The sequence below is a fragment of the Peribacillus faecalis genome, from assembly GCF_014712675.1.
Lineage (GTDB): Bacteria > Bacillota > Bacilli > Bacillales > DSM-1321 > Bacillus_AD > Bacillus_AD faecalis.
Map to the genome: position 1 here is coordinate 42,513 of NZ_JACXSI010000016.1, position 12,602 is coordinate 55,114.

At 33.2% G+C, this 12,602-nt stretch carries 9 protein-coding genes; 4 read left to right on the forward strand and 5 right to left on the reverse strand.

The features are described from left to right. Positions 1–83 precede the first annotated feature (83 nt). Positions 84–1,802, reverse strand: a complete 1,719-nt coding sequence (locus IEO70_RS08085; RefSeq protein ID WP_190997867.1) for a DUF2339 domain-containing protein — start codon at positions 1,800–1,802, stop codon at positions 84–86. Positions 1,803–1,989: 187 nt separating this feature from the next. Here IEO70_RS08085 and IEO70_RS08090 point away from each other — a divergent pair, with 187 nt between their 5' ends. Beyond that, positions 1,990–3,240 carry a VanW family protein gene (locus tag IEO70_RS08090; protein WP_190997868.1) on the forward strand — a complete coding sequence of 417 codons (1,251 nt, stop codon included), beginning with the start codon at positions 1,990–1,992 and terminating at the stop codon, positions 3,238–3,240. A gap of 195 nt (positions 3,241–3,435) precedes the next feature. Further along, on the forward strand, positions 3,436–4,488 hold the full coding sequence (locus IEO70_RS08095) for a DUF2515 family protein (RefSeq protein ID WP_235973544.1): 1,053 nt from the start codon (positions 3,436–3,438) through the stop codon (positions 4,486–4,488). Between the two features lie 331 nt (positions 4,489–4,819). Here the strand turns inward: IEO70_RS08095 and IEO70_RS08100 are convergent, their stop codons facing one another. From IEO70_RS08100 to dctP, 4 genes are all read right to left on the reverse strand, one after another. Further along, positions 4,820–6,352: a class I adenylate-forming enzyme family protein gene (locus tag IEO70_RS08100; RefSeq protein WP_190997869.1), complete on the reverse strand. Its 1,533-nt coding sequence runs from the start codon at positions 6,350–6,352 to the stop codon at positions 4,820–4,822. A gap of 14 nt (positions 6,353–6,366) precedes the next feature. Continuing rightward, a complete protein-coding gene (locus tag IEO70_RS08105) occupies positions 6,367–7,644 on the reverse strand; it encodes a TRAP transporter large permease (RefSeq protein WP_190997870.1) in 1,278 nt (425 codons plus the stop codon). 36 nt (positions 7,645–7,680) lie between these two features. Next, on the reverse strand, positions 7,681–8,190 hold the full coding sequence (locus IEO70_RS08110) for a TRAP transporter small permease (RefSeq protein ID WP_190997871.1): 510 nt from the start codon (positions 8,188–8,190) through the stop codon (positions 7,681–7,683). A 70-nt stretch (positions 8,191–8,260) separates the two neighbouring features. Then, positions 8,261–9,331 carry a TRAP transporter substrate-binding protein DctP gene (dctP, locus tag IEO70_RS08115; protein ID WP_190997872.1) on the reverse strand — a complete coding sequence of 357 codons (1,071 nt, stop codon included), beginning with the start codon at positions 9,329–9,331 and terminating at the stop codon, positions 8,261–8,263. 986 nt (positions 9,332–10,317) lie between these two features. Here dctP and IEO70_RS08120 point away from each other — a divergent pair. Continuing rightward, positions 10,318–11,559: a VanW family protein gene (locus IEO70_RS08120; RefSeq protein ID WP_190997873.1), complete on the forward strand. Its 1,242-nt coding sequence runs from the start codon at positions 10,318–10,320 to the stop codon at positions 11,557–11,559. Between the two features lie 83 nt (positions 11,560–11,642). After that, positions 11,643–12,593, forward strand: coding sequence for a magnesium/cobalt transporter CorA (gene corA, locus IEO70_RS08125; protein ID WP_190997874.1), 951 nt, complete (start codon positions 11,643–11,645; stop codon positions 12,591–12,593). Positions 12,594–12,602: the final 9 nt, after the last annotated feature.

Here is a 12,602-nt window from a genome sequence, read left to right on the forward strand (position 1 = left end):
CGGTTTTATTTTACCATTATTCACCGATTAATCCGCATATGAAAAAAGCAGTCTGAAAACAACTTAGTTTCAGACTGCTTTTACTATTTTCTCACAAAAAACATTCTCGAAATCCCGACGCCAATCGATCCGATAATGAGGAATAAAATAGCGCGTATAGTCATGCTCACCATTCCTAAATCCAAGAAGAACAGCTTGCCTACAGTAATAAATAAAACAACTAATCCAATATAAATAACTTCATTTCTATTAAAAATAGTTTGTGTATTTTGCAGACGACCATACCAAATTGCTGCTGAAGCATAAAGCATCCATAAAAATGAGATTGTAAGACTGTTAACATCTGAATCATCAGTTACTGCCCCGCCAACTTTCGTTAAAACAACAAACAACAATAACATAAAGATATAGAAGAAAACTTGATAACCTGCTTTCGATTTGTTAATCAGAGTATTTGCCGTTGTAAATAATACAATTGCAAATGTTGCAATTAAAAGCAGATGTGTAAAAAATGCCATTGATAAAATGTCATAGATAGGTGTAATTAACGTCAACAAAACACCGAAGCTATATACAAAACCGCCGATGATGATTTTTAAGTAATTTTTCAACATAAACCCTACGTATACAGCAAGACCGCCCTGAAGCAAGTATAAAACTGTTTCAATATCTTGCTCAAATTGCTTTGAAATAACAATCGCCATACTGAACATCGCTAATCCGAAACTGATAGAAGATAAAAGCGATCGCTTGTCTTTTCTCAGTTCTACATAAGTGAGTACGGAATAAACAATCGATGCTGCTAACAGTGCTACAGTTGAACCATTATCTAGATTAATACAACTAAATATCAATAAAACCCCGTTATAAGCAAGCATTCCTAAACGTTGATTATAAATGAAACTACGATTACGTATAAGCTGATAATACAGAACTATTTGCAACAGCGCATATATGATGCAAATCTCATTCTGCAAACTAATAACCGAAAATGAAACAATAGTAAAGAAACTGAATAAAACAATTTGTGAGACGATATAAGTAGCGATATATAAAATCCGATAAAGCTTTCCTGCTGCATAAAATAATAAACTGATTGTCAGCAGTGTTTCATAGCCTAGAAAAACATAATAATTCGGAGTTGTGCTATTTACTAAAAACGGTACAAAAAATCCGCCTAACGCAACAAAAATAGCCAAATATTCCGACTTATGAATATGAGCGATAAAGATTCCGGCAACAATCCACAAAACATTCAATATAAAGGCGGCAGGAGCCGGTATATATTCATATAAGTAATGTGCGGCAAATGTTGTAATAACGATAGCTGCAATACTTCCTCCTAAAAGGACTAAACCAAGCGGAGCTCGGCTTGCTTTAATCTGCCTTGAACCAATCCAATATAAACCTCCCGCTAATAATGCACCAAAAACTAATCTTAATGGAGGAGTTAATATGCCGGCATCGACTCCAGCCTTAAACAACCACACAACTCCAAGCAACATAATCCCTATGAAAATGCGCGGCAGCCAAATTTGGCACAATTTTAACAAATCAAAGCTCTTATCTTTATGCACTTTTTCTATTGAAATAGGTGGAGCTTCCACCGATTCTTCTGGTCTTTTTATTATTTCTTCCTGTTGCTGTTTTATAGCAAGTTGCTCATTAATTTTAGCCTGGTCCTCAGCCTCCTGCCTAACTAAAATTGCATGTTGCTTTTTCAAGTCTGATAATGTTTCATTCATCGTAACAATTGCTCGTTCAATATTTAGGATCTTCCTTTTTAATTCATTACTGTTCATTACCGCATTCCTCCCAATCCCAATTATTACATAAAGTTCCATATTATTAAACTGTGAATTTAATCAATACAATTCGAAAAAGTTCATATCTTTTCCCTGTAAACACTTGATATAAATACAGTTTAGTCGTAATATAGATAAATGTTTTTATTATATAAAAATAACATTTTATCGGAGGAATTATGCATTGAAAAAATTTTTAATATGGCTGTTATCAATCATATCGGTTATTTTAATAGCAGCAGGCTCTGTTTTTTTGTATTTTCATGATACGGTTTCGCAGTATGAAAATAGATTTTATCCTAATATAGTAATTGAAGGCAGGAATTTAAGCGGACTTACGAAAGAAGAAGCATTAAATCAGCTCGATAATATAATTAATCAGTATAATCAGATTAACGTTACAATTACCGCCGGTGATCAAGTATTCCAAAAGCAATTGCAAGATTTAGGAGTTCAATATGATTTAGATAAACAAGTTGAGGAAGCCTTTCAATTTGGGAAAAATGAGAACATACTAGAACAATATAATCTTATTAAAAATGAGCAAGGGCAATCCTATACCCTTTCTTACTCAATTGATGATATGTTATTAGATAATTGGATTTCAGAAATTGGGCAAAGCTTGGAAAGAAAGCCTTTAAATGCGACTATGAAAATCAATAATGGCCAGGTTAGTATTACAAATGACGTTAGCGGTTTACAAATTGATCAAGAGCAGTTAAAAACATCATTATCGGACGCATTAAACAGCAATCAAAAACAAGACATTGCCGCTATTGCCAATTTGGAAGAAATCCGTCCTGATATTACATACGATGCTTTAAGCAATGTCCGCTATGTAATTGGTTCTTATACAACCAACTATTCCAGTAATCAAGCTAACCGAAATACTAATATAAAAATTGCAACCGAAACAATTGACTCCTACCTGCTTATGCCCGGTGAATCTTTTAGTTTTAACGATTATATCGGCGATACTACAGCAGATAAGGGTTATCGGCCTGCGGGCACTTATTTAAACGGACAAGTTGTCGATTCACTTGGCGGTGGCGTTTGTCAAGTAAGCACTACATTATACAATGCCATTATAAAAGCCGGCATCATTCCGGATACGCGCTACAATCACAGTATGACAGTCGGCTATGTTCCAATCGGACAAGATGCAGCGATTGCCTATCCATATAAAGATTTAGCATTTACCAATCCATACGATGCTCCCATTTATATTGAAGGCACAGTAACTCCAACGTCTGTCACGTTTACGATATACTCAACAGCCGATTCTAAAGATTCCAACATTGAATACAAGTTATCCAGTAAAACGCTAAACAGTACTAATAAAAACATTATTAGCGAAACATATTTAGAAACATACATAAATGGAAGTCTTACAGAAAGCAAAATAATAAATAGAGATACATATAAAGTTAATTAACTTCTAATCTCCATGGGTCTTAAGACTTATGGAGGTTTTTTAATTTCAAACTGCTAAGTACCAATTAGGCTTTTACTGAATAACATGTCATAAATGATGAAAGGAGGTCTTCCTATTTTCATCTCATCAAAATTCCCTTTCCTTGTATGTTCAAAGCTGCCTGAACACTTAGTGCCCATCAAAAAAAACTTGAAGATGAAAAGTAAAATAAACAATAAACCTTTATCTGTTATAGAAAAGAAAATAATTCGTGAAATTAAAGAAAGAACCAGCATTCTTAATGAAAACAACATTACAAGAACGAAAGCTTACTTAGATTTCTATGTGCAATTTCCTGAAATTCATTGGGCCTTTTTAGCACATATGGTTTCACGCAATGCCGGCTGGAATATGACTGATTTAAAAGGCAGCCTGCTCTCATGGCTTCTGGAAGAAAAACAGAGGCAGTCGTTTTTTGATTTTTTGGAGCGCGGGAACTGGCTTATCTTTCAAGATGCATATCCGCAGCTTTTATTATACGAACATACGAAAAAATCCGGCATCTCCTGCTTTCACCTCTTGGCTCACTTCAATATCTCCCGTTTCATGGAAGTCATCTGGGAATCTTTCTTGAACACTTCAAATTCGAATGTATTAACGAACGCTTTAATCATTAATGAACAAAACTATATTCAATCACGTTTACTGGAGAAATCTTCTTATAAAAAACAAACCATTTTCACGCTAGAATTTCAGCTGCAAGACCTTCTTTCCATGAATCAGCTGATTTTCCCATATAGAGAACACGGAAAAGCAATACTGCTTGGAGATACATTGCATTTTTTTGAAAGCTTACCTAATCGGATTTCATTTGGCAAAAAGCTATATAAAATCCTTTATGGAGAATCATTCGAACACATAAAAAGTTGGGCGATGAAAACAACTCATACAGGTTCACGAAAAGACTTTTGGCCACAGCTTTTTAATGATCGGAATGAAACATTGCCGTTTGCCAAGTTTAAACCTGTAATTGATAAATGCGGATTGCCTGCTGGTGCTCCTCGTCTTTTTAGTCCAACCCTCGTTAAAACTTGGCCGACTGTGAAGCATGAACCGGCTGAAATACAGGACTGGTATCGTAATTGGCGTATTGTATACGGACTGACCAATGATGATGTCAAAATAGATGCTGAGATAAAAAGAGCTTATTGCGAGACGCTCCATAAGTTGGAACTTGCAATACTGGCGAAACAAACTTTTCTTAAGTAAAGTGAATTGATTGCTCGAAATTGAAACTTAGTGTTTAGTCTCTCAAAAATCATAAATATAGAACTGAATTAGTATAAAAATTAATCATCATATCCATTTTTTAAACATTGAGGAAAGTATGGGCACATATTTTAGGAATCGTATAAAGAAGACATTAATAGGAGGAAAATGTTGTTGCAGAGGTTTATGTAAGAGGCTCTTAGTTTGAATTAATTAAGCCGAATTAGAGCCTCTTAAAGCCAATCATAATATAGATTTTTCCATTGGATATAACCGAACGACATTAATTTCCATCAATATAACCTTAAATTCAGTAAATTAATGCAAACAATCAAATACTAAAATGTAGTTCTTTTAGATTCCTTTTTAAAATCTTACCAATCGCTGACTTAGGTAATCCTTCGACACATTTGAAAATTCTTGGTATTTTATAGTGAACTAAGTGTTCTTTACAATGTTCAATTATTTCTTGCTCATTAAAATCATTTTTACAAACTATATAAGCAACAATTTCTTCTCCATATAATTCATTTGGTATACCAATTACTGCGCATTCCAATATATTAGGATGCTGATATAAAATTTCCTCTACTTCTCTAGGGTAAATATTATACCCTCCTCGAATAATCAAATCTTTCTTTCTATCAACAATAAAAATATATCCGTCTTTATCTTTGTATGCTAGGTCACCTGTGGATAACCAGTTTTCTTTAATAATCTCTTTTGTTGCCTGGGGATTATTATAATATCCTTTCATTACTATAGGACCTCTAAATTGAAGCTCTCCAATCACTCCTATATCTGCTTCATTATTATTTTCATCTATTATTTTTAATTCTACCCCTGGTATAGGTAATCCAACTGAACCTATTTTTTTCATACCATTATAGGGATTCATCGTAACTTGAGCAGTACCTTCTGTAAGACCATAACCTTCTAATATGTCAATATGCATTAATTGTTTTATTTTTTTAATAATTTCCGTTGCAATACTTGCTCCTCCAGATCCACATACTCTTAAAGAAGAGAAATCTAAAACTTCAATTAAAGGAGATTGAACTAACATAGCAAACATAGTAGGAACTCCAAAGAACATAGTGATACGTTCTTTTTCAATTGTTTCTAATACTTCTTTAGCAACAAATCTTTCTTTAATGATTACTGTTGCTCCATTCACAAAAGGAGATAACATGCATTGAAGATTACCGTATACATGATATAAAGGCAAAGTACATAAAACTTTATCATTTGAAGAAACATTTAAAATAGATGCCTCAGTTAATGATAACCAATTCAGGTTCGCATGGGTAATCATTACGCCTTTAGGATTTCCGGTAGTACCAGAAGTAAAGATAATATGTGCAACATCATTCATATCACTTTTATAAATTTGATTTAAATCGTTCGCTTCATTATCGTTAGCATCGTTTGCATTCAAGAGAAACTTAATTTTCTTATTATTAGTTTGCTCAACTACTTTACTACATATAATATTGTTTAAGGCTTCCACTTCTTTGTTTATATTTAAAATAGTTGTTATTGATCTGTTGTCTGTCAATATTCCTATCGCATTTGAATTTCGCAATATATACACAACTTCATTTTCTTTAAATAAAGGATTTATTGGAACAGCAGTAGCTCCTATAGCTAAAATGGCAAAATATGAAATTATATAATCTGAGGAATTGTGCATCATTAAACCAATGTTCATTTTTTCTTTAAAACCTTGCCGTCTTAATTCTTTAGCCAAAGATAGAACATTAAACTTTAGTTCTTTATAAGTATAGGAATCTTCTTCAAATAATATCGCTGTCTTATGGGGCATTCTTTCGGCAGTTGAAATTAACCAATTACAAACATTCATAAAAGACCACCTCTCTACATTTTTGAGGGCAAATATAAAATTATTTCTGGGAAAATTATGAATAGTAATGTTGCAAATAATAAAATGAAAATAAACGGAAACGAACCTACTAATACTTTTTGAACTGGCACTCCAGAATTTGAGCTAGTAATAAATAAATTCATGCCGACTGGAGGTGTTACTAGACCAATTTCGAGTATAAGAACAACGATTACACCAAACCAAATAGGATCATATCCAATTTGCATGATTACTGGAAGAACTAAAGGCAAAGTTAACAACATTGAGCTGAGCATATCAAGAAACATTCCTAAAATTAAATACAAGAGAATAATTAGTAAAATAATACTAAACCCTGATAAACCAGTCGTTTCAATAATACTAACAAGTTTATTACCTAGTCTTGTAATAGTAATAAAATATGAAAAAATATATGCGCCCATAACAATAAAAAATATCATAGCTGTTTGTTTTACAGTTTCAATTAATGATTCCATAATATCTTTAAACTTTAATCGTTTCATTGCTAAACCTATTATTAAAGCACCAAATGAGCCAAATGCAGCCGCTTCTGTTGATGTCCCTATACCAGCATAGATAATAAATATAACTAAAAAAATTAGTATCATTATTGGCCAAACACTTTTTAATGATGAGAATCGTTCGGACCATGATACTTTTTCAAGAGTGCTCTTATTTTTTAATGCTACCCATACTACATAGATCGATAAAAGAATCACTATAACAATACCAGGGATAATTCCTGCAATTAGTAGTTTTCCTATTGATGTATCTGTTTGTATTCCGTATATCACCAATGGGATACTTGGTGGTATAAGTACAGCTAATGTGCCTGTTGTAGTTGCAACTAACCCTGCTGAAAAAGAATCAGAATACTTCACTTTCATTAATTGAGGGATACATATCCTAGACATGATTGTTGTTGCAGCATAACTAGAACCAGTCATTGTCCCAAAACCAGCACTTGAAAAAACAGTTGCAACACCAATTCCTCCTGGATAATGACCAATCCAATTTCTTAAGGAATTAAAGAGATCATCTGCAATTTTACTTTTAGAAATAAAATGTGCCATTAATATGAATAAAGGAATTGCGCTATAAGTAAAACTGTTCACACTCCTATAAGGAGTACTTGCTAAAAGAGATAGTACAGCATCGATACCGTTAAGGTACCATAGACCTAATGAGCCAACAATTAATAGAACAAACCCGATAGGCACTCCTATAAACAAAAGTAAAAATAGAAGAATTATAAATACAAATACCGACAATATTAATTCCCCTCCTCCCTTATTGTTAAATAACAGTTAAACTTTTGGTTTGGCTTTTCTAAATACACTAATCAAAATTTCTATCGTTTCTAATAAAATCCGTAAGATAAATACGAATATTCCAACAGAAATAATCAAGAGCGCCGGAAAAAGTGGATAGTTTAGACTGCTTGTTGAAGTCAAACCACGGTCATAGTACTCGACCCCTTCTTGAATACTTACAACACAAACTATTATTAGAAATACAATACAAATCATGTTTGTTAGGATTTTTATTATTTGCTGTATAGAACTAGGGAATTTATCAAACAAAAAAGTGATCTTAATATGTTCATCATGCAAATATGTGAAACTCAAAGAGAAATAAACCATAATTACAAGTAAATATTCACCTGTAAATTCAATTACACCAATTATTGGCTTATCAAATATGAATCTACTTGAAACATTTACAATAACTAATATCATTAAAATAAATAGTGAGGAGCAAGATAGATAAACTAACAGTTTATCTATCTTATCCACCATATTTTTCATCAAGGCCATTAATAATCACTCTTTCTACATTATTGATTTTCAGAGTAAAATAGGCTTCCTGCTCTAAAATAACTTAAGTTTATTTCTGATATTGTTTTAATGTTTCAAGATACAGTAAATACGCTTCTTCAAATTCTTTCCCTTGTTTTGCTATCCATTTTTCTCTGAATTCAGCAAATGCATCTTCCCATTTTTTCTTTTCTTCTGCAGTTAAATCAAAAACCTCAACATCATTTTCTTTCCATTTTTCAAGAACTGCTGCGGAATCTTCTTCTATTACATTCATACCAGATACTGATATTTCTCGCGTAGCTTTATGAAATGCATCTTGTATTTCCTTTGGAAGACTCTCCCAAACGTCTAGATTCATCATAAAACCTACAGGACCCGCACCTGCACCAGTCTTATTAGTAGATGAATGAACCAATTCTCCTAAACCATATGCTTCTGCTGTCGAGGGAACTGCATGAACTGCTTCAATAACCCCTCTATCAAAGGCTTCGAACATCTCTGCAGTTGTTAAAGTAACAGGAGTTGCACCTAAATGTTTTAAAAGTTCATTCATCATTCCACCATTCCCCATTACTTGCATTCCTTTTAAATCACTTGGTACTCTGATCTCTTTATTTCTAGATATAAATTCAAATGGATAAGAAACTTGAACAAATACTGGATAAACCCCGTTGCTTAAAAAATCAGTTTCAAGGATAGGACTCTTTGTGACTACATCATGGTAAGCTAAAGAATCTTCTGTGCCTGTTGTTCCTAACCCTGGAAGCCCAGCCAAAGAGCTGCTAATAGGAAACTCATCTTTAAAATTTAAAGCTGCAAAATACGCTACATCAGTAACGCCATCTTTAGTCAAATTAATATAGTCCATCATATTTCCTAATTGTTGTGAAGGATAGTAGTCCCATTGAACTTTTCCATCAGTTAACTCTGTAACTCTATCCATAAAAGGTTCTATTGTATTTTTTGCATAAGGTGATTCAGTTGGACTTGGCGTCGCAAATTTTAATGTTATTATTTCATTGGAATTTTCTGTTTCAGCAGAACTCACACCTTCATTAGTTGTTTTAGAATTACAAGCCATTAAAGTGCCGACTAAAAAAATTAATAAAAATAACTTGGGAATTATTTTTATTTCCATTCTTAAAACCTCCAAATATATAATTTTTCAATACTCTTAAATACTTTATCTGAGTACATATCAAATGAAATTTTTCATTATTACTCTTTTTAAGCGCTTACATAAAGGCCGTTTATTAGTATTGCTGAGGAACCCTCAGTACTATGTTTAGAAAGCAAAGCAAAGCAATTGAAGTGGTGGGAGAAAAATAAGATTAGCTATTTTTCCAACATAGAGAACTTATTTTTGACCATAAACCATACTTTAAGAAATTCATCATTTCATTATCCACATCTTTTTCGTCCCACAAAATCCCTGCTATCGATTAATTAATATTCTTAACATGAATTTCTTTATTTGTTTTGGGCATTGTCTTTTAAGGTGCCGTTATCACTTGGGTCCCCTATCGTTTCAAAAGTACTAATTGACCTATTTTCTAAACCAATCTTTCATTATTGATTTATTCTTATATGTAGTACTCTCCTTATACTGGTTTAGCTCTTTTTGCAAACGCTTAACTTTGTATAGTATTGGAACATTCAACTCAACCCTCCTTATTTATAGTTTAAGTCAGTCATTAAAACTGTTAATTTGAAAATAGAATTTTTGAAGACGAGAGAAAAGTATGGTGAAGGAATGATAAAACTGTAACTATGAAACATGAATCAATTTTCATGTATTTATTTTAATAGCGTTTACTAAATATTGTCAATTAAAATTCATAAATTACAATAGAAAATAATAAGTAAAACAAGATAAAGGCAATTTACTTGTTATAAGTGACGGTAAGTTGCTTTTATTCCTAAGTGTTGTCATTCTAAGATCTAGATTAACTTTTGTTCATATTATTTTCACAATATATACAATGCATAGAAACATATTTTTACAATTTATATAGGAAATATGTATTTTGTCACTTGTATTATTTGTAATTTAGTATTAATATTTGTAATATGCTGGAAACTTTTAACATAAACGATTATTGATCGGTTTGGGGGTTTTAATGGTTGAAAAAGCTTTATGTATGGCTAATTGCCATAGCTGCAACTGTTTCTCTTGCTCTAGGGTCTGTATACTGGTATGTTCACTCGACAGTCCAGGAATACGAAAACACTTTTTATCCAAATGTTACCGTTGAAGGGGTGAATATTAGTAAACTTTCAAAAGAGGAAGCACAGAAACGACTGAGTCAAGTTGTAGAAGACTATAATCAAATCAATATTGACATCGCTGCTGAAGGGCAAGTGTTCAAAAAGCAACTGCAAAATTTGAATGTCACATATGACCTTGAAGAACAGCTTGAAGCTGCCTATCAATTCGGCAAAGAGGAATCATTATTAAAAAAATACAAATTGATTAAAGATCAAGAAGGGCAAACCTACTCAGTTTCATACAAGGTTGATGATGCAGCACTGGGCACGTGGATTACTGAAATCGATAAAGCAGTCTATAAAGATCCTCAAAACGCATCCCTTAAAATAAAGAACGGGCAAATGAACGTTACAAATGACGTAAAAGGCTCAAAACTAAATCAAGAACAATTAAAAACAGCCATTATTGATTTATTTTCTACTAATCAAAAACAAGATATATCTATTAAGGCACCAATCGAAGCAGTTCCAGCCAAAATTACTGCAGAAACGCTAAATAAAGTTAATCATAAAATCGGCTCCTTCACAACTTATTTCTCGGGCGGTCAATCCAATCGCAATTACAATATTAAGCTTGCGACAGAAACAATTGATTCCTATCTGTTAATGCCGGGTGAGTCCTTCAGTTTCAACAATTATGTAGGCGATACAACTGCTGATAAAGGCTACAGACCTGCGGGTTCTTTTCTGGACGGAGAAGTTGTCAACAGTTATGGCGGCGGAGTTTGCCAGGTAAGTACAACATTATACAATTCCATCATCAAAGCAGGCATTGTACCTGATGTTCGCTTTAACCATAGCATGAGAGTCTATTACGTACCGATCGGGCAAGATGCTGCGATTGCCTATCCGTATAAAGATTTAGCTTTCACAAATCCATATGATACACCTGTTTATATCGAAGGTTCGTACAATTCCGGTTCTGTAACGTTTACTGTATATTCTACAGCTGATTCAAAAGAAGCCGCAACAGATTTTCAGTTAAAAAGCTCTATTGTAAGCAGTGGTGCTAAAACAAGAAGTGTTACGTATTTAGAAAAATTAAATAACGGCAAAGTGGTAGACCGTAAAGTGATTTCTAATGACACATATAAATAGCTAAGAGCCAATTTTGGCTCTTTTTTTGTGTTTCTCCTTATAGATGCGATAAACTAATAATAAACATATAAGGTGGTGAGATTATGCTGAGAACAATCGCATTAAATCAAAATAATAAATTGCTGCTCAATCCCCCGCTCCAAACTTTAAAAGACATGAAATGGTATTGGTGCGACTTCAACACCCCAACAGATGAAGAAGCTGAATTATTACTTACTCATTTTCACTTCCATCCGCTGGCGGTAGAAGATTGTATGGTTGAACTTCAACGTCCTAAATTGGATTATTACGAAAACCTGCACTTTCTCATTATTCACGCAATTGACGATCGATTAGAAACACATGAAATCGATTTATTCATTGCCGAACAATTTATTGTTACCTTTCATTTGCAGCCGCACAAAGAGATTGAGGACATATGGAATAACCTCCAATCGTTTAACGATTTTCAAAAAATATCTCCTTTAGAAATCGGCTACAAAGTAATCGATAAAATAGTTGATTCTTTTTTTCCAATCGTGGAGCGGGTCGAGGATCAGTTATTAGCAATTGAAAATAGTGATGAAGTGCAACAAGGAACCGATACACTTATTACGCAAACATATAAAGTCCGCAAAGATTTGCTTAAACTTCGGCAAACCATTATCCCGATGCGCGATTTAATTTATCGAATTGTTGAGTCTAAGCGATTTCTCAATCAAGAGCAACAGCGAGCCTACTTTCATGATATTTATGACCATCTTTTAAAGCTCAGCGAAATGATTGAGTCAAACCGTCAATTAACAGCAGACATTCGTGATAATTACATATCTTTAAACTCTTATCGTATGAATAACATAATGAAAACTCTTACTGTCATCACGACCATTTTTATGCCGCTTACTTTTCTCGCCGGCATTTACGGCATGAATTTTGTGTATATGCCCGAACTGAAAGCACGTAATGGCTATTTCATCATTTTGGCTGTCATGTTAATCATTAGTCTTCTTATGTATTATTGGTTTAAAAAGAAAGGCTGGTTTGACAGCGATTAAAACTGATGA

Excerpts from the sequence above, each read along its gene's own strand:
- IEO70_RS08085 (WP_190997867.1), bottom strand. The coding sequence starts at position 1,802 with ATGAACAGTAATGAATTAAAAAGGAAGATCCTAAATATTGAACGAGCA.
- IEO70_RS08095 (WP_235973544.1), top strand. The coding sequence starts at position 3,436 with ATGAAAAGTAAAATAAACAATAAACCTTTATCTGTTATAGAAAAGAAA.
- IEO70_RS08100 (WP_190997869.1), bottom strand. The coding sequence starts at position 6,352 with ATGAATGTTTGTAATTGGTTAATTTCAACTGCCGAAAGAATGCCCCAT.
- IEO70_RS08110 (WP_190997871.1), bottom strand. The coding sequence starts at position 8,190 with ATGGCCTTGATGAAAAATATGGTGGATAAGATAGATAAACTGTTAGTT.
- dctP (WP_190997872.1), bottom strand. The coding sequence starts at position 9,331 with ATGGAAATAAAAATAATTCCCAAGTTATTTTTATTAATTTTTTTAGTC.
- corA (WP_190997874.1), top strand. The coding sequence starts at position 11,643 with ATGCTGAGAACAATCGCATTAAATCAAAATAATAAATTGCTGCTCAAT.